General features: G+C 43.4%; 17 protein-coding genes. 4 read left to right on the forward strand and 13 right to left on the reverse strand.

Annotated features, from left to right (window positions below; genetic code table 11):
* Window positions 1-39: 39 nt before the first annotated feature.
* The gene (locus tag R8269_RS11800) at window positions 40-801 is read right to left on the reverse strand and encodes a transporter substrate-binding domain-containing protein (RefSeq protein WP_005377331.1); all 762 of its coding nucleotides are present in this window, start codon (window positions 799-801) and stop codon (window positions 40-42) included.
* Between the two features lie 120 nt (window positions 802-921).
* Window positions 922-1,440, reverse strand: coding sequence for a cysteine hydrolase family protein (locus R8269_RS11805; protein ID WP_005377333.1), 519 nt, complete (start codon window positions 1,438-1,440; stop codon window positions 922-924).
* A gap of 114 nt (window positions 1,441-1,554) precedes the next feature.
* Between R8269_RS11805 and R8269_RS11810 the strand changes: the two genes are divergently transcribed.
* The gene (locus R8269_RS11810; protein WP_005377334.1) at window positions 1,555-2,466 is read left to right on the forward strand and encodes a GlxA family transcriptional regulator; all 912 of its coding nucleotides are present in this window, start codon (window positions 1,555-1,557) and stop codon (window positions 2,464-2,466) included.
* Between the two features lie 203 nt (window positions 2,467-2,669).
* On the opposite strand, the gene R8269_RS11815 is transcribed toward R8269_RS11810, so the two are convergent.
* The 3 genes from R8269_RS11815 to R8269_RS11825 all read right to left on the reverse strand — a co-directional run bounded on the left by R8269_RS11815 (window position 2,670) and on the right by R8269_RS11825 (window position 5,561).
* Complete coding sequence (locus tag R8269_RS11815; RefSeq protein WP_005377335.1) at window positions 2,670-3,719, reverse strand: alcohol dehydrogenase family protein; 1,050 nt, start codon at window positions 3,717-3,719, stop codon at window positions 2,670-2,672.
* Window positions 3,716-4,237 carry a TetR/AcrR family transcriptional regulator gene (locus R8269_RS11820; protein ID WP_031777252.1) on the reverse strand — a complete coding sequence of 174 codons (522 nt, stop codon included), beginning with the start codon at window positions 4,235-4,237 and terminating at the stop codon, window positions 3,716-3,718. The genes R8269_RS11815 and R8269_RS11820 overlap by 4 nt, the downstream gene beginning before the upstream one ends.
* 142 nt (window positions 4,238-4,379) lie before the next feature.
* A complete protein-coding gene (locus R8269_RS11825; RefSeq protein ID WP_005377337.1) occupies window positions 4,380-5,561 on the reverse strand; it encodes an MFS transporter in 1,182 nt (393 codons plus the stop codon).
* Window positions 5,562-5,720: 159 nt separating this feature from the next.
* Here R8269_RS11825 and R8269_RS11830 point away from each other — a divergent pair, with 159 nt between their 5' ends.
* Window positions 5,721-6,605 carry a LysR family transcriptional regulator gene (locus tag R8269_RS11830; RefSeq protein WP_005377338.1) on the forward strand — a complete coding sequence of 295 codons (885 nt, stop codon included), beginning with the start codon at window positions 5,721-5,723 and terminating at the stop codon, window positions 6,603-6,605.
* A gap of 115 nt (window positions 6,606-6,720) precedes the next feature.
* On the opposite strand, the gene R8269_RS11835 is transcribed toward R8269_RS11830, so the two are convergent.
* Window positions 6,721-7,626 carry a TIGR03571 family LLM class oxidoreductase gene (locus R8269_RS11835; protein WP_064368442.1) on the reverse strand — a complete coding sequence of 302 codons (906 nt, stop codon included), beginning with the start codon at window positions 7,624-7,626 and terminating at the stop codon, window positions 6,721-6,723.
* 132 nt (window positions 7,627-7,758) lie between these two features.
* Window positions 7,759-8,664 (reverse strand): LysR family transcriptional regulator, encoded by a 906-nt coding sequence (locus R8269_RS11840; protein ID WP_005377343.1) that lies wholly within the window; start codon window positions 8,662-8,664, stop codon window positions 7,759-7,761.
* A gap of 112 nt (window positions 8,665-8,776) precedes the next feature.
* Here R8269_RS11840 and dkgB point away from each other — a divergent pair, with 112 nt between their 5' ends.
* Window positions 8,777-9,577: a 2,5-didehydrogluconate reductase DkgB gene (gene dkgB / locus R8269_RS11845; protein WP_047102673.1), complete on the forward strand. Its 801-nt coding sequence runs from the start codon at window positions 8,777-8,779 to the stop codon at window positions 9,575-9,577.
* A gap of 198 nt (window positions 9,578-9,775) precedes the next feature.
* Here the strand turns inward: dkgB and R8269_RS11850 are convergent, their stop codons facing one another.
* The 6 genes from R8269_RS11850 to R8269_RS11875 form a co-directional block, all read right to left on the reverse strand.
* Window positions 9,776-10,468, reverse strand: coding sequence for an SDR family oxidoreductase (locus tag R8269_RS11850; protein WP_031778959.1), 693 nt, complete (start codon window positions 10,466-10,468; stop codon window positions 9,776-9,778).
* A 106-nt stretch (window positions 10,469-10,574) separates the two neighbouring features.
* On the reverse strand, window positions 10,575-11,273 hold the full coding sequence (locus tag R8269_RS11855) for an IclR family transcriptional regulator (RefSeq protein WP_005377349.1): 699 nt from the start codon (window positions 11,271-11,273) through the stop codon (window positions 10,575-10,577).
* Window positions 11,274-11,360: 87 nt separating this feature from the next.
* Window positions 11,361-13,331 carry a GGDEF domain-containing protein gene (locus tag R8269_RS11860; RefSeq protein ID WP_005377350.1) on the reverse strand — a complete coding sequence of 657 codons (1,971 nt, stop codon included), beginning with the start codon at window positions 13,329-13,331 and terminating at the stop codon, window positions 11,361-11,363.
* Window positions 13,332-13,517: 186 nt separating this feature from the next.
* Entirely contained in the window at window positions 13,518-13,871 is a 354-nt protein-coding gene (locus R8269_RS11865) for a DUF2750 domain-containing protein (protein ID WP_005377352.1), read from the reverse strand.
* A gap of 175 nt (window positions 13,872-14,046) precedes the next feature.
* Window positions 14,047-14,661 (reverse strand): OmpA family protein, encoded by a 615-nt coding sequence (locus tag R8269_RS11870; protein WP_005377354.1) that lies wholly within the window; start codon window positions 14,659-14,661, stop codon window positions 14,047-14,049.
* 2 nt (window positions 14,662-14,663) lie between these two features.
* Window positions 14,664-15,974 carry a TolC family outer membrane protein gene (locus R8269_RS11875; protein WP_213907338.1) on the reverse strand — a complete coding sequence of 437 codons (1,311 nt, stop codon included), beginning with the start codon at window positions 15,972-15,974 and terminating at the stop codon, window positions 14,664-14,666.
* A gap of 400 nt (window positions 15,975-16,374) precedes the next feature.
* Between R8269_RS11875 and R8269_RS11880 the strand changes: the two genes are divergently transcribed.
* The coding region (locus R8269_RS11880; RefSeq protein WP_318222545.1) for a cadherin-like domain-containing protein at window positions 16,375-17,588 on the forward strand (1,214 nt) is incomplete at its 3' end.

Below are 17,588 nucleotides of genomic sequence, written 5' to 3' on the forward strand. Positions count from 1 at the left end.
AGTTTCCTATACCGCGCAGGCTATAAAAAGATAAAGAGGTTACTCGTAAATACTATAGGAGAAATACTTGCTGGCGATGGTTTTATGCTTACCGCTCTGGATCAATTTTTGTATTCCGCTATCGAGTAATGCTTTTAATTCTTTGTCTTGTTTTCTCACTGCTACGCCAATGCCACGACCGAACCACTTTTCCTCAGTAAACGCTGGTCCAGTAAAGTGATAGCCTTGACCTTGTGCAGTTTCAAGAAAACCAGCACTTAAACCGATTGAGCCGCCAAATACAGCATCTAACCGTCCATTGAGTAGATCGGTAAATGCCTCATCGAACGTACCATAACGACGAATATCAATATCTGGATACAAGGCCGAAAGGTACTTATCACCAATTGTGGCTCTTTGAACTCCAATAGATAAACGATTTAGGCTGCCGTCATCCATGTTGATTTCTCTATCATTTTTCATTACAAAACGAGTCGGTACTTTTGCATAAGGGACGGTGAAATCGACTTTCTTTTCTCGTTCTTCTGTGATTGTCATTGCAGCAATAATCGCATCGTTCTTGCGACTAAGGAGAGAAGGGATGATGCCATCCCAATCCATTTTTGAGATAACGCACTTTACTTCTAACTCTTTGCATAACGCGTTAGCGAGGTCGACTTCAAACCCTTCTAGCTTTCCCTCTTTTGTCGTCCAGCTAAATGGAGGGTAAGCCCCTTCAACAGTGAAGCGAATTTGTTTCCACTCTTTCGCATGGCTGAAAACTGAAAATAAGCTAATAAACAATACGACTATCCATTTCATAAACGTTTCCTTGTAACTGTTTGGAAACCAATGTTTAACACAAAGTAAGTAAATATCAATGAAAGTGCATATATGTGTGACCTTTCGCCCGCATTGTGTGAGCGAAAGGTTTTACGTGTATTACAGCTTATCTTCAATAGTTACGAGGGGAACTCTCGTTGAGACAGCGTGAAGTGCAATGTTGTGAATCATTTCATCGACCGTGGTACAGCTATCCATTAAGATCGAAACATCATACTTGTCCGCAGATTTTGAGATAGCAGTATGTGTCACGCAGTTTTGTGTCATCATTCCGCATACAAGTAACTCCGTTACATTTTTGCTTGCCAATACTTCTTCTAAACGTGTTCCTTCAAAGCTATCTGCGAAGTGCTTTACCACGATTTCGGAATTCGGCGCTAAAGCAAGAACTTCTGGGTGAATATTGGCACCGTCGCTGCCTTCATTGAAGAATGGGGCAATACCCATGGCAGGGTCGGCAATATGCTGAATATGAATCACAGGAATGTTTTGCTCATTGGCTTTAGTTATTGCTCTCTTAACATTGTCTAAAGTCGATTCTGTATTCCATAAAGGAAACTTTCCTTCTGGGAAATAGTCGTTTTGCAAATCAATTACAAGTAGGGCTTTTTGAGTCATTTTCTTTTCCTTTTATTGAGGATCATTGCGGTACGAATAATATAAAGACTTTTAGCTACCTTCTTTAGAGTCTAAAATGACACAAAAGAGTCAAAAAGCGACACTTGAAGATAAATGAAAATAGCACTCGTTAATTACCCAGATAGCTCGCAAGCCTCCGTATATGGTTTAAGCGAACTCTTCGAGATGGCAAACCGTGCGGCGGCTAAATTGGGCGTTGATGTACACTTTGAAGTAGAGATATTGGATCACTGGTCAAACACGCACTTCGATGTGAAAACAGCGGTAATGATTCCGCCTAGCGGCACTGGTCAATATTACTTAGAACCAGAGCCAGAGCTACTCGACTGGTTAAAAGTCCAATATAGTAAAGGTGCGATTTTAGCCTCCGCCTGCGCTGGTACTTTTATTCTTGCTCAAACCCAGTTGTTGACCAATAAGTCTTGTACGACACACTGGGGCTTGGCTCCTTCATTAGCGAGTCAGTTTCCCGATATCCACGTAAGACAAGAAGCCATCCTTATTAACGAAGGAACGATCATTACGGCTGGGGGTATGATGTCATGGTTGGATTTAGGTTTGGAGTTGGTTTCCTTATTTGCGTCACCGGCAGTAATGCGCCTGTTAGGAAAAATGTTGGTTATTGATACTGGTCCGAGAGAGCAACGCTTTTATCAACAGTTTACTCCAAACTTCCAACATGGTGATGAGGTAATTGTTCAAATACAGCACTATATAAACGATCATTATCAAGGAAAACTGAGCAATAAAGAGCTTGCAGAGTTGAGTTGTTTAACAGAAAGGACATTGCAGCGACGCTTTAAAAAGGCGACAGGTTTCAATGTTAACCAATACATACAAAGCTTAAGAGTACAAAAAGCTTGTGATTTACTTGAGTCGACAACCCTAACATTTGACGCAATATCATTTAGAGTGGGTTACCAAGATGTGAGCGCGTTCAGGAAAATATTTAATAGGATCGTAGGTTTAACACCGAAGTCGTTCAGATCTCGGTTCTGTTCATGAACGCCAGAAGTAAGATAATGTTGGTATTAAACATTTATAACTCAGAAGCAAACACACATATTTTTACAAGCTGGCTTAGCGTGATGAAAAGGGATAACAAGCTAAGCCAACCGTAGCGATCTTCTAAGTATTGAGAACTTTTTAGGATGCTTAAAGTGTTCTCAAATTACAACGACTTGTATAGGCCGCTGTTAATCGAAAAGCTATGTGATTTCCAAAACCAGTTTCCCAGTATGTTGCTTGCGTGAAAATACTTCTTGCGCTTGACCTATCTGGTTTAAGGGAAATGACTCCGCGACTAAGGGGCGAATTGCGTTCTGTTCGATATAGCGAACCAAGTTACCGAATACTTCTGGTGCCAAAACGGTACAACCAAATAACGCTAGGTCTTTAAGGTAAAGAGTTCTTACATCCAGCTCGACAATTGGGCCGCCTATGGCGCCGGAAACAGCGTATCTTGATCCTGGCTTTAGTACCTGAAGAAATTGTGGCCACTGCTCTCCTGCGACCAAATCAATCACTACGTCAACGCTGTTTTCTCCGAGAGTCGCCGTTAAATTTGCATCGCGAGGGATAACTTGGTTTGCTCCTAATGCCGTGATCTGTTCTTTCTTTTCTGGGCTGGCGATAGCAATGACGTATGCTCCACGCGCCTTCGCCAGTTGGATTGCGGCAGAGCCAACACCACCGGATGCCCCTGAAATCAGTACGGTATCGCTCGCTGTGACATTAGAGCGGACAAGCATGTTCTCGGCAGTTGAATAAGAACAAGGGAAGGAGGCCAAATCGATATCCGATAAACTACTCTTCACTGCATATGCATGTTTACTGTCAACAACAGTGAACTGAGCAAAGCCACCATCACATTCTGAACCGAAGTACCAAGGCGAGCTAAGTGCTTGACTGTTGAAGCGCGTAATACATGGTTCGATGAGCACACGCTGACCGATTCGTGATGGGCAGATATTCTCACCAACAGCGACGATGGTACCGCATACATCGGCACCTTGGATTCGAGGGAGAGATAGCGCGTCTCCTGACCAACTTGCATCCATGCTATTGGCGTCGTTTTTAGAATACCATGCTGTTCGGGTATTGATGTCGGTGTTATTGACTCCGGCGGCGGCAACTTGGATCAATACATCATCAGGCGAGGGGACTGGCACAGGTAGATCATCGCGGTAACGAAGCATATCTGGCCCACCATGACCGATAAGTTGGACGCCTTTCATGACTTTCGGGATTGTGGTCATTGATTGTTCTCCTTCATTAGTTCTAGCAGAGTGTGTTCAGCGGATGCAAAGGCAGCGTGACCGAGAACCGGCCATGCGTTGGATAGACCTTCATGTAACAAGAAGAGTGTGGTTGCGAGGTCTTCTCGCTGACTTAGTTGGACCATAAGCTGACGAACCGCCAATTTGTGTTGTTTTACTGCTTGATTAATAGATAGATTTTCTGGATAGGCTGCTAATGCATTGATGGACATGCAGCCATTCGGTGCAAACTCCTTCATCCAATCCTCGAGGCGAGTGAATAGGTGTAATACAGCCGGTGTTCCATTGGCAGGGGCGTCTTCGAGCAAAAAACTCAAATACCTTTGATGGCGATGCTCGAGAGCTGCAACAATCATCGCTTCCTTGGAGGGGTAGTATTTGTACAGGGTTCTCAGGCTGACTTCGCAGGCGTTTTTGAGTTGGGGTACGCTAGGCTCGGCGAAGCCATACTGACTGAATGCTTTTTCTAGGCTTGCTGCGATTTTTTCTTTCACTATTTGATACACCAGGTAGAACGTTTGTTTCACCTAAGGGTAGAATAAACTTTCTACCTCAGTCAATGGTGTATTTAAACTCTGTATGAAAGCCCGACGTAATGCCGGGCTAATTTAAGTGATTTTTATAGATTCGGAACGTGAATCAGTGTGCCGTTGCGTGCTGCTCTCCACGCTTGTCTAGCATTCCGCTGAAACGGGTTAGTAGTAGAGCACCTAATACTACGATCGCGCCAATCCAAGGTGTGTGCATCAGCCCAGCATTGGCCACGATAAGGCCACCGCCCCAAGAACCCAGTGCAATACCTACGTTAAATGCAGCAATGTTGAGACCAGAAGCGACGTCGACTGCATCAGGTGAATATTTCTCTGCTAGTTTGACAACATAAACTTGAAGTCCTGGAACGTTACCAAAGGCAAAGGCACCCCAGACAAGAATGGTCACTACTGCAGAAGTTGGATTAAATGCTGTGACACTAAACACGAGCAATACCACAATTAGGCCCGAGAAAATCGCTGTCAGAGCTTTGATTGGCCCCATAGAGTCGGCCATCTTTCCGCCCCAGATGTTGCCGAATGCGACTGATACACCATAAACCAACATAATTAGGCTGATAGCGCTAGAGCCAAACCCCGAAACTTCTTCCAAAATAGGAGCCAAGTAAGTGAAGGCTGTGAACGTACCACCGTAACCGAGTGCGGTGATTGCGTACACCAAAAGTAGACGAGGTTGAGTTAAGACTTTTACTTGCGATGACAGCTTGGTTGCTGGTGGTTGTTTCAGATTACTCGGCACTAGCAGAGCGCTTCCTATCAGTGCGATGATTCCAAGGATCGCGACGATTAGGAAGGTTGCCTGCCAACCAAATGTCTGGCCAATCCAGGTGCCAAGTGGCACGCCCGTCACTAGAGCTACGGTGAGACCGGTAAACATAATAGCAATTGCGCTAGCGGCTTTTTCTTTTGACACTAGGCCAGTGGCGATAGTCGAGCCGATCGAAAAGAACACACCGTGTGCAAGCCCGGTCAGTATCCTTGCTGTAACTAGTGTGTTGTATCCAGGTGCTTGCCAGGCTAACAGATTGCCAAGAACAAACAGTGCCATAACAGAAAGCAGAACGTACTTTCTTTTCCAGTTACCAGTCAGCGCTGTTAAAACGGGAGCACCAACCGCGACACCAAGTGCGTACAGGCTAACTAAAAGACCCGCTGAAGGTAATGATACGTTGAGGTCGGAGGCCATAGTCGGTATCAGACCGACAATTACAAACTCCGTGGTTCCAATAGCAAAGGCGCTCAGCGTCAATGCAAGTAAAGCTAAAGGCATAACAACTCTCTCTTATAATCATTGAATATGAATGGATAAACGAATAGCCCGTCTCCATGTCGTGTATTATTAAAGAGTTATTCGTTGCGAAAAATGGTGTTTATTACAAAATACTTTTGTTATAAGTGAAGGAAATGCGCAGTTAGGAAAGGGGATGAAATGTTAACCCGATCAGATGAATTAGAGATTCTTATGGCAGTTGTGGATAGTGGTGGATTTTCTTCCGCTGCTGATGCACTAGGTATTCAAGTCGCTAGGGTATCTCGTGCGGTTAGTAAAGTTGAATCACAGTTGGGGGTAACCTTGCTGAATCGCACGACACGCAGAGTGGAAGTTACTGAGGAAGGGCATCAGTTTGTTGAAGCGGTTCGCTTAGGTTTACTACAAATACAGCAAGCTGAAGAAGAGATCATCACACGAGGTGAATTACCCAAGGGGCGCTTAAGAGTTGATGCCGCTAGCCCATTTGTTTTACATCAACTCGTGCCGTTAATTCAGCCATTTAAAGAGGCTTATCCTGATATTCAACTCGATCTTACCTCTAATGAGGGTTTTGTGGATCTATTGGAAAAAAGAACCGATGTGGCGATACGTATTGGACGATTATCGGATTCAACACTGCATGCTAAACCTTTAGGAACAAGCCCACTATTTATCGTTGCCACGCCTGGTTATTTATCTAAACGAGGTTTTCCTGAAGCGGTGAGCGATTTGCGCAGTCATAACTTGATCGGTTTTTCTGGCGCTAAAGTGTTAAATCAGTGGCCATTACGAGGGTTTGAGATGATAGAGCCTGATATCCTATCCAGCAGTGGTGAAACGGTTAGACAGTTAGTGCTGGCAGGGAACGGCATTGCATGTTTATCTGGCTTTATGGTGAAAGATGATCTTGATTCTGGACGGTTAGTGGCATTGTTTGAATCGGAAAAAATCACAAATACTGGACGAGAACAGGTCAATGCTGTGTTCTACAAATCTTCTTCAGTCTCTAAGCGTATTTCCGCGTTCATCGACTTTATTCAACCAAGACTTACTTTAAAATAACACTATTATTGTTGTTTTAACAAAAGAGTTTTGTCGTTATTGCAGCTTTTGTTTTTCCAACTGCCAAGCCTAGCGTGCCACCCCTTAGTAAGGTGGCACATATTTTTATTTGCTCTTAGTTAAAGCGTGGCAACACGTACTGAGCGATCTGTTCCATTGATTTATCAATTGGTTGGCTATTACGACGGAAATGCAACCCGATGTGATTGACTCCTGCTTCTTGCATTTTTTCTAGCTCATCGCTCAAGCCATTGACTCCGGCCTGGATACCAAAATGATGCCGAACGACTGGTGCATTTGGGTTATCGATTAAATCAAGATGAATAAAGCTGGCGTAGGGTTTGTTTCCCGCTACGGAGCGCCAAAGTGCAACGCGGTGTTCATGATCATCAGGTGTGCCTGGGTAGGCGAGCCAGCCGTCTAGGTTTTCTCCTATCCATTGTGGACTTTGCTGCGCTAACCCTGCGACATAGATAGGAATATCAGCAAACTCGGGTAATAACTGTAGATCGTTACCCAGCTTATCATTTTGCGTATCTTTCAAAATCTCTACACTTTCTCGAAAAGCCGAGCCACGGCTGTCAAAGTTGGCGTTAAAAACGGGATATTCACTAGGACGGTCTCCACTAGCCACACCGAGTATCAGGCGGTCACCACTTAACTCGTTGATGGTCGCAGCGGCTTTTTTCACTAGCCAAGGTTGTCTTAACGGTAATACTATCGCTGCTGTCCCTAGTAGAATGTTGTCGGTGCACGCAGAGAGATAGCCAAGATAACTGAACGGTTCATAAATTTGTGCCGCGTCTCCAAAGTTAGGGTCGTACAACGGGACATCTCTTACCCACGCTACGTTAAAGCCTAACTTATCGGCTAACATAATACGCTGTTTATGTGCACTCATGTCTGGTACGCCGAACGGTTTTCGTTGGAGCAGCCGTTTTTTCTGGCCTTCTTGGGTCCAGTCATTATCTAGGGGGAGCTCAACCCCGATGGTGAATCTGTTACTTAAATCTTTATGCATTATGAAGCCTGACTATTACTGTGAGTACTAGGAGGCCAGGTGCCCCCCTGATATTCAGGACACTATGAGATTTTTGTTGTGAGAAAAAGCGGCAAAAAGACAAAAGTGTTTTGCCACAAACAGCGGTGGTCTTTAAAGGAACTGGTGGTTCTCTACCTTGATTTCTTGCTTGATGAAGTCAATAAAAGAGCTGATCCGGCGTGAGGTACTGGCATTTTTGTAATACACCGCATGAACTGGCTGTTCGACATTATGCGTGTGTTCACTAAGCACGCCCACTAAGCGACCAGCTTGTCGGTCAGAGTAGGTCATAAAGTCAGACAGGCAAGCTATCCCCGCACCATGTAAGGCTAAACATCTTAGCGTCTCGCCATTATCAGATCTTAGGCTACTCATAATACGCAGAAGTTTGTTCTTATCATCCATGATCGGCCATTCCTTAAGATACTCCGGCTTGTTGAATCCAAGTAGCTTGTGATTGAGTAACTGATCTATTGAGGTTGGAGTACCATGTTGTCTTAAATACTCTGGACTCGCGACGATTCGAATCCGACTTTTACCAAGAAATATCGCGCGCATGGTTGAGTTTTGTAGCTCACCGATACGAAAAGCAATATCGGTTTTTGTTCCCAAAAGGCTAATATTTTCCTCATTGGAATTGAGATCGATTTCGACTTCTGGATACAAGCTCTGATATTTAGCAATGTGCGGCGTTAGTACGTGCAGTAAGAAGGGGGTAGCTGCGTTTATTCGTAGGAGGCCAGAAGGCTTATATTTCTGGCTTTTCAGTTGTGCTTCGGCATTCTCTACTGCTTCTACAATATGTCTGACTTTATCGAGGTATATCGTTCCTTCATTAGTAACATCTAACTTACGGGTTGTGCGATTTAACAAGGTCGTTTCGAGTTTGGCTTCTAGCCGAGATACCGATCGACTCACCGCAGAGACGGTCATCGATAACAGTTCAGCCGCAGAGCTGATTGAACCCGTATCGACCACGGCCATAAAGGTGCGCATTTCATCTAAAGTAGCTTTCATTGTTGAATATATTTCAAATTAGATTTGAGTATTGTTAACTTTACGGAAAGTTTCTTGCGGCGTAAAGTTTTGCTTCGAATCAACTATAAAATCGATAATTCAGGAGATTTAGATGAAAGTACCATCATTTGGCGTCGGCACGTTTCGTTTAGAGGGTGAAGTAGTTAAGGATTCAGTCCGTAATGCGTTAGAAGTGGGTTACCGCGTAATTGATACTGCACAGATTTACGGTAATGAGGCAGAAATCGGTGAAGTATTGACACAGTCCGGTATTGCACGTGATGAGCTATTCATTACGACCAAGATCTGGGTTGATAACATGAACACGGAACAACTCATTCCAAGTCTAAAAGAGAGCTTAGAAAAGCTAAATACAGATTATGTGGATTTGACCTTGATCCACTGGCCTGGCAATAACAATAACTTGAGCGAATACATGGCTTCATTACTTGAAGCTAAATCGCAAGGGTTAACCCGTAATATTGGCGTCTCCAACTTTAATATTGACTTGTTGCAACAAGCGATAGAAGTGGTCGGTAAAGAGAATATTGTTACTAACCAAATCGAGCTTAGCCCTTATTTGCAAAATCGTAAGTTGGTCAGCTTCATGCAGGAAAACGATATTCAGGTAACGTCTTACATGACCTTGGCATATGGGAAAGTACTTGGGGACCCAACTATTGCAGGTATTGCTGAGGACTATCAGGCCACGCCAGCTCAAGTCGCGCTTGCTTGGGCTTTGTCAAAAGGTTACGCGGTGATCCCGTCTTCAACTAAACGAGAGAATTTAGCAAGTAACCTGAAAGCACTTGAACTTAATCTCAGTGAAGAGGCGATTGCAAAGATAGATGCGTTGGAAAGAAATGGCCGCGAAGTAAACCCTGAAGGGCTAGCGCCTGAGTGGGATGATTGAGTGAGTTTCTCAGGAAATCATTGCCTAAATGACGCCTCTGCAATCGCTGACTTCCTCTGCGCTTGACGGTAGTACAACACCATAGACGATAACGGCTCGCTTGTCTGACGATAGTGCGAGCTTTTATCTTTTTGGCCTATTAGTTTACTGTATTCTCCCGGCCTTCAATTTGGCCGGGAGACGTCATTTAGAGAACAGTTACCATTCGATTGTAGAGCCATCAAATACGCGGAAGCTTCCGGATTGCTCAAGTGTTAGCTGTTCTGCGACCGAAACAATGCCTGCAACACTTTCCTCGGCAGAAAAGGTTGCGTCCTCACCGCCCATATCGGTTTTTACCCAGCCGGGATGAACTGCGACAGTTTTTACTCCTTGCGATTCGAGATTGCGTGCTGCTGATACTAGAACCTGATTAAGCGCTGCTTTAGATGCTCGATAACTGTACATGTTACCTGAACTGTTATCGCTTAAACTCGCAACTCGGGTTGAGATTCCCACGATGGTTTTGTGCTGACTTTTCGCAACGTTGTCTTGTAGGGCTTGAATTAGCAGGGCAGGTGCGACGGTATTTATGTTTAGTACTTCTAGCCATTTTTTCTGGGTCATTTCGCCAAGCTTTGCACACTCTTCGCCTAATACACCTGCATTCAGAATTAAATGATCGAGCGGACGCTCCGCTAATTGAGTGGCTAACTGATCGATATCTTGTTGGTTAGTGACGTCTAGAGCCATCAGTTGAAGTTGATTAGATTGGGTTACTAGTTCATTGAGCTGCTTAGCATTTTCTGGTGAACGACAAGTTGCGATAACTTGCCAACCTTTTCCAAGGTAGTGGCGGACAAATTGCAAGCCTAAGCCACGGTTAGCGCCAGTGATTAATACAGTAGACATCGCTTCTCCTACGTTGTTGAGTTGAACAACGACCATATTAGAGGCGACGTATAAGCATGTAATCAAAACAGTATAAAAATGGCCTAGAATTCGACATTGTCAAATCTTAAAGTTTGAGAAAGATGCTGGCAAAGTGTTTTAGCCTAGTGACCGTCAGTTCGGAGGCAGCACCGCTGACACCTGCAACAGCAACGACCTTACCATCCAAGTAAAGGGGGATCGCTAAGCAATTGAGGTTTGGCTCTGCCTCTTCTAAATCGAGTGCGTAACCTGATAATACAACCTGATTAAGTTCAGTTTCTAACGTGGGGGATATTTGGCTTTCAAGGCGCAATGTTCGGCGAAGCTCATCATCAAAACTAAGAAAAACCTTGCCGATCGCAGATGTTGTGAGTCCTTCTCGTTTCCCTCTCGGGCTACGGATGGTAAGAGGGTTATCCTGCTCTATAGCATCGATATACAAGTACTCTTTAGCGCCACTTTGTACAGCGAGGTAAGAAGTGTTGTTAGTCATTTGGGCCATTTTTTTCAGCAATGGAACAAAATGTTGTCGGATAGCTTCGTTTTTTTGTTCAATCGGCTTAGACAGTTCATAGCATCTAAACCCTAGGCTGTAGCTATGGTTGTGTTTGGATACATATCCAAGAGAGTGTAGAGTCGCAAGTAACCCGTGAACAGTCGTCTTATTTAACTGGATCACATTACTGATCGTCTGTAATGATAGGGGAGACTCACTCATCGAGAGCAACTCGAGGATTAGAAAACCTCGCTCTAGAGACTGAATGTTTTTTCTTGCCTTGGGCACAAAGACTCCTTGATGATGGTGTTGCATCTGAATGGCTTACTGATGCTTCCACCTATAACAAACCACTACGCTGGTGGTTTGGTTTTATTAGAGAATATACTCAGCACTTAAACTGATCGGCTCGTTGTATGCGTCCACAAGGGAGTTTTTTCCTTGCTTCTTAGCATTGTATAACGCTTGGTCTAATATCGAATAGAGCTCATCAAAGTTGGTGAGTGGCATTGAGGTTGATAGATAGGCCAGACTCGCAGATATATTCAATTGATGGTTATTAAGCGAATGTACACTCTTTTCTGAAATTGTTTTATGCAGACTTTGTACTCTAAAGGGAACGTCAATCTCATCGACGTTTTTCAATAGCAAGATAAACTCTTCTCCACCTAAACGACCCAAGTAATCTCCCTTATTAAGTTTAGCTTTAAGCGCTTTGCATACCTGTTGTAGTACTAAGTCGCCAGTCGGATGACCATACTGATCATTAATCGCCTTAAAGTCATCTAGATCGATTAATGCTAGAACGTAGCGGAAGTCTCCTTCAGCTTTGGAGGTTTGGCTTTTAATCGTCTCTATAATTGCCGCTCTGTTTAATGCACACGTTAAGCTGTCTATTTTGGCTTTTAAGCGTGTTTGTCGCTGAACCATCAATGCCAGAGCGAGGAGAACCAATAAACAGAAAACAACAAAATTATAAGTGCGTTGTTGGTCTGTGAGTTTTTCAAACTGGTACTGACTTAGAAGAGTTTCGTTGTTCAACTGCGCGACTTGTAGATCATATTCATACTCTTTTTTAGTGAGATCTAGTGCCTCTAACGCCTTGATATTACTCGCGTCTCGGTTCGTTAGTTCAATCGTCGAGTAGGCCTTGTGATGCTCCAGCGCCTTTTTGTAATCATTTTGAGCTTGGTATGCTTTTGAGAGGAGTAATTGGGCTTGCGCTTGCAATAAGGGCCTAGCGTTTTTTACCGCTAATCTTAACGCTATTGTAGTGTGTTCAATCGATTTTTCGGGTGTATGGTTCTTTAAATATGCCAATCCAGCAGCCAAATGACCCTCTGTTTCAAGGTGCGTATTCTCATAAGTTTGGGCAATGTTTAATGCTCTTCCAATGTAATCTACCGCGGTATCCAATTGCCCAGAATCGGCCAAAGCAGCAGATAACCCTAAATAGGTCAAACCTTGCCCGTATGGGTAATGAAGTTGTTCGAGAATCGTTAATGCATTTTTGTAGTGGCTGATGGACTTATCGAGTTCTTTGGATTTTCTGTACATCGCTCCTAGACTATGTTCGACTTGCGCAACTTCAAGAGGTGTCCCTTCATCTTGGCGAACCAGTAGGGCTTGAATGAGATATTGCTCTGATTGTTCAAATTGCCCCAGCTCTGCAAGTAAATTGCCGACGTCATTGTAAATCCCTGAAGGATCGCTTTGCGTCGACATGTTGGCCATCAACTGTCGATACAAACTTAAGGCTTTTTCATAGTCACCGCGGTAATTGTAGTTATTTGCTATTACGCGCAAAGCAAGATCAACAGGGAAGTTTTCTTGATGCTTATGATTTAAGTGGCTTTCTAAGGATGAGCAATAAAAGTTTGCTTTGTGATAACGACCTTGTTGATTCAGCGTATAACAAAGTTGATAGTTCATCAGAGCCTTGCCTTCGGAATCGGATATTTTCTTCATTGTCTGTCGCAAAGAAGAAAAGCTGTCTACTGAGGCCTCGTAACTACCATGCTTACGTTCATTTAAGGCAAGAATATATTCTGATTCTAATTGAGAAAAAGGGTTGTCTAAGACTTGACTGCTGCCGTAGTAAGGCTGATTTATGTTTGACATATATTCATAAATCAATCCACTTACGTAGAGCTTTTCGCTGTCCGATTTCGCTGTATGATAGCGATCTTGAAGCATGCTCAATGCCGACTCAGGGTTGCTTCGTAGTGTGGTTTGGTAGACAGAGTGCCACTGTGTGATATTTTGGTTTGGTTCAATATCTTGAGTGTCGCTTGCATATACTGGAGTGAGCAAAAGTGACGCAAGCAAGGGATAGAGCACGCGCATGTTTAAACGAGCCTTTAATTTAAGGTGCCTTTAAAGTTGAGTTATCATAGCGCTTTTAACGCATCAGCGTTGTGATTAAGTTGGGTGTACTAAGAAAAAGAGTAGTAAAACTATGCACTTGGTCGAGATATTGAAAGAAGAGGCATAAAAAGAAAGACCTCAACATAAAGTTGAGGTCAGAAATCTTTAATCAATGTAAAGCTTTGCTAGATCTTGAGGCTCCATTTCTTTGCCTTCTAACTGATCGTTCCAGTTAGTTCCAACAAGAACACCATCTTCAGCAAGAGTCAAAAGCCAATCTTCAACAAAGATATCTAATGGGATTTCTAGTACAGTAAAATCTGCCCATTCTTCAACATTATGTGCTTCTGCATCTTCTTTAGAAGACCAGAAAGGCATGACTTCGCTGTTTTCGAATTCAGTTGAATCGCAAGATAGCCAACCTTCTTCATTGCGTAAACCCCAAACCAATTGGTTTTCTTTCGTTTCTGCAACAAAAAGGTCAAGGTTCGCTTGGATATCTGATGTAAGTTTGCTCATTTCAAAACTCTCGTTGTTATGACGTGGCTAGAGTAACACTAAAGTGCCGATTCCTAAAGCATAATACGGTTGTCGAAATGAGTAAAAATAAAGGAGCCGAAGCTCCTTTTCTGAGGTTAAGCATTCACTCGTTTTTGTTTGCTTTGTGCTTGCAGAGCAAACAAAAACAGGTACTTTACCTTTCTGGAAGAGTTGTGAATATTGTCCACTCTCTTTTTATCTCGCCTTTGTAACCAACGACTGATGCGGTTACTCGACGATTTAAAGCATGGCTGACTTCATCGGTCCCTTGTTGTGCTAAGTGAGTGTCACCAAAACCAACAATGCGGACTCTACTCGGTTCGATGTCGTAGCTTAGTAGGGCTTCACGGACATTGCGTGCTCGTCTTTCAGAAAGATCTTGGTTATGCTTTGAACCACCAACTTTACTAGCATAGCCGTGCAGCTCTATCGAAGTAGTAGGGTACTCTTTTAAAAAGTCGGAAAGCTCTCGGACTTGTCTTCTGAAGACTGGATTGATCTCATCAGAGTCGTTAGCAAAAAGTATCCGCACTTGCATGTTATCTGATGCTTTAATGTATTCTCCACAACCGTCGTTGTCGACCTCTGAGCCTTCAGGTGTACCTGGGCACATATCTCGAGCATTGATGACACCATCGTTATCGTCATCTTGCAAATCTGCTATTTGTTCTGCATTTGGTACAGGACGATACTCATATTCGTCTTCAGCAACAACGTGTTGAGTGATGGCGAGCATACCCAATGCAAATAGAATCTTCACTGGTTTCATGATCAGTACTCCACCTTTTCATTCCATTCTTTAGGTACATCGACACGCAAGGCATTTAACAATTGGCCAGTCGCGTTCATAACGCGGTACTTGGCGTACTGCTCTGAGTATCGAGCATCCAAGTAGTTCTTTCTTGCTTCGAAAAGTTCGTTTTCAGTATTTAACAAGTCCAGCAGAGTGCGTTTTCCAATGCGATACTGCTTTTCGTAGGCGATGACAGTTTCAGAGGCCGAATCTACGTGATCCGCTAGGAACTCTTTTTGTTGAAGTGTTAAATCTAACGCACTCCAAGATAGACGAAGACCTTCTTCTACTTGGCGGTATGCACGTTCTCTTAGGTCTTTTGCTTTATTTAGTTGGTAGGCAAAACTTTCAGCGTTGGCTACGTCACTACCACCGTTAAAGAGGTTGTAACGCATACGTAACATTGCTGTTGTCTCTTCGCTGCTTCCTTCGATACCGCTTGCATCATCACGCCATGTTTGAGCCGCTTCTACCGATATCGTTGGGTAGTAAGTTCCCTTAGATTGCTTGTATTGGAACTTTGCAGAGTCCACATCAGCTACCGAAATTTTGATTACTGGATGTGACTCGAATGCCAAGTCAATCGCTTCATCGATGGTGTAGGGAATAAAGTTTTGGTCCGCTCTTGGGAAAATCAATCCTTGTGGTGACTGTCCGACAAGGCGTGTAAAGGTGGTGTGGCTGTCATATAAGTTGTTCTGAGCTGCCACCAAGTTACCGTGAGCCTTTGCTAAACGAGCCTCTACCTGGGTTAGGTCTGCTGTAGAACCGATACCTGAGTTAACTCGCTTTTTAATGTCTTCATAGATCTTCTTATGCACTTTCAAGTTATTCTCGGAAAGTGTCAGAATTTCATAAGCTTTTACTGAGTCTAAATAAACTTTCGCGACCTCTAGAGCGGTGTCTTGGGCATCAGCTAGAAGTTGATAACGGACCGATTCAGCATCAGCTGCTGTTCGATCCATATCATTAAGTGTCGCTGAGCCATCCCATATTAGCTGGGTTAGTGTCACGGTGGCTTCTTTTCTTGTCAGATCGGTTGAATCTCGCCCTGACTCTGCAGGTTTGATTCCTTCGTAACCGATACCGGCATCTAAGTCTACGGATGGGAGGTAAGCACCACCAGATGCTTCATTCACATACTGCTTGCTAACGAATTCATTGAACGCACTTTTGATGTCAGGATTGGTTTTTAATGTGTTTTCAACCGCTTGCTCTAGCGTTTGCCCAAACGCATGACTAGCGGTGAACATACCAATACAAAAGGCGTTGGCACGAGTCCACTTCACTGTGATTCTCCTAGATAATGGTAAAAATTCTCGAGGTGATAGGGCTTATAAGTGGAATACTTATAAGGGCGTCAATAATTTAGCGCACAATAACATTAATATGCGATGAAGTAACCTGTTGATTCGCTGTTCATTTGTTTCAATTTTGATAAATCAACCTACTAAATCTGCCTAAAACTTGAATTAAGATCTCAAATTAAAGATGGAGGTAATAGCTAGGAACGTGTGTCCAGATTTTAATAAAATAAAACACTTATGCATCTGGATTCTTATTGATGTATGACACATAATTACTTTATTGAGCATCAAATTGCTGTTATTGCACTATATATTCGGGCAATATATAGCAAATTAGTATTGTTAGTCAAAAACTTGACAGTTATTTAGGGTTAAGGTTTATATGGATCGTACAGCATTAGTGCCACTCGGTAATCAAGTCGTCGTAATAGGTTTGGATGGGCAGCTGAGAGTCCTTGCAGAAGGACAGCAGCCTCTACCAGGTGAAGTGATAGTGGCAATGACAGATGCTGCGCCTCAAGACCTGAAAATTCAGCTTGCTCAAGAGCAAGGTTTAAAAGATATTTCAGACGATGTAGCACAGATTATTAGTGCTATTGAGCAAGGTCAAGACCCTTCTGCTATTGATGAAGAACTCGCACCTGCAGCGGGTGAAAATAGTGGCTCCAGTTTGCAAAATAGTGCCACGATTGTACGGGATGGTACTGAAGTACTAGCCTCAACAAACTTTGAAACTATTGGCCTAGAATCCCTCGGCTTATCTGAAACACAAGCGTTGACCTTAAATGACTTCTTCACAACAGGTATCGAGACAAGTGGGGATGGCTCAAGTAAGCCACTTACTAATTCTCCAGTGACATTAAGCGCTGTTGAGGAAGATAGCGATCCAATCACGATAACTACTGAAGAATTACTATCGAACGTCAATATTGATGATGCCGATACTCTTGTCATTACAAACGTCACTATTGAGAGTGGGAATGGCACCTTAATTGATAACAGCGATGGATCTTGGACTTACATTCCAGAGGCTGACGATGACACTGAAGTGTCATTCTCCTATGACATTATTGATAACGATGGCGGTGTTATTAATGGCACTGCTAACTTAGATATTACGCCTGTTAATGACGCGCCAATAGCAACTAATGATGCGATTCAAACTGACGAGGATTCCCAGGTTGTAATTGATGTGCTCGCTAACGACAGTGATATTGAAGGTGATGATTTAATCATTACCTCTGCTTCTGTACCAGAAGAGCAAGGTATCGTTGAGGTTATCGATGGTAAGCTTGTTTTCACTCCGGCTGAAAATTTCAACGGTAATGCAACGATTAGCTACACCATCTCAGATGGTGAGTTAGAGGATGAAGCTCAAGTTTCGGTAACAGTAAACTCAGTTAACGATGCGCCTATTGCCTCTAATGATACAACAATTACAGAGGAAGATAGCTCAGTAACGATTGATGTCCTGCCAAACGACACCGATATTGATGGCGATACGCTGTCGATTGAATCGGCGTCCGTACCTGAAACACAAGGCACAGTTGAGATCGTTGATGGCAAACTGGTCTTCACACCGGCTGAGAACTTCCA

It is taken from the genome of Vibrio sp. Vb0667 (assembly GCF_033391095.1).

Excerpts from the sequence above, each read along its gene's own strand:
- R8269_RS11815 (WP_005377335.1), bottom strand. The coding sequence starts at position 3,719 with ATGACCACAATCCCGAAAGTCATGAAAGGCGTCCAACTTATCGGTCAT.
- R8269_RS11860 (WP_005377350.1), bottom strand. The coding sequence starts at position 13,331 with ATGCGCGTGCTCTATCCCTTGCTTGCGTCACTTTTGCTCACTCCAGTA.
- R8269_RS11865 (WP_005377352.1), bottom strand. The coding sequence starts at position 13,871 with ATGAGCAAACTTACATCAGATATCCAAGCGAACCTTGACCTTTTTGTT.
- dkgB (WP_047102673.1), top strand. The coding sequence starts at position 8,777 with ATGAAAGTACCATCATTTGGCGTCGGCACGTTTCGTTTAGAGGGTGAA.
- R8269_RS11800 (WP_005377331.1), bottom strand. The coding sequence starts at position 801 with ATGAAATGGATAGTCGTATTGTTTATTAGCTTATTTTCAGTTTTCAGC.
- R8269_RS11830 (WP_005377338.1), top strand. The coding sequence starts at position 5,721 with ATGTTAACCCGATCAGATGAATTAGAGATTCTTATGGCAGTTGTGGAT.
- R8269_RS11810 (WP_005377334.1), top strand. The coding sequence starts at position 1,555 with ATGAAAATAGCACTCGTTAATTACCCAGATAGCTCGCAAGCCTCCGTA.
- R8269_RS11835 (WP_064368442.1), bottom strand. The coding sequence starts at position 7,626 with ATGCATAAAGATTTAAGTAACAGATTCACCATCGGGGTTGAGCTCCCC.
- R8269_RS11825 (WP_005377337.1), bottom strand. The coding sequence starts at position 5,561 with ATGCCTTTAGCTTTACTTGCATTGACGCTGAGCGCCTTTGCTATTGGA.
- R8269_RS11840 (WP_005377343.1), bottom strand. The coding sequence starts at position 8,664 with ATGAAAGCTACTTTAGATGAAATGCGCACCTTTATGGCCGTGGTCGAT.
- R8269_RS11850 (WP_031778959.1), bottom strand. The coding sequence starts at position 10,468 with ATGTCTACTGTATTAATCACTGGCGCTAACCGTGGCTTAGGCTTGCAA.
- R8269_RS11870 (WP_005377354.1), bottom strand. The coding sequence starts at position 14,661 with ATGAAACCAGTGAAGATTCTATTTGCATTGGGTATGCTCGCCATCACT.
- R8269_RS11805 (WP_005377333.1), bottom strand. The coding sequence starts at position 1,440 with ATGACTCAAAAAGCCCTACTTGTAATTGATTTGCAAAACGACTATTTC.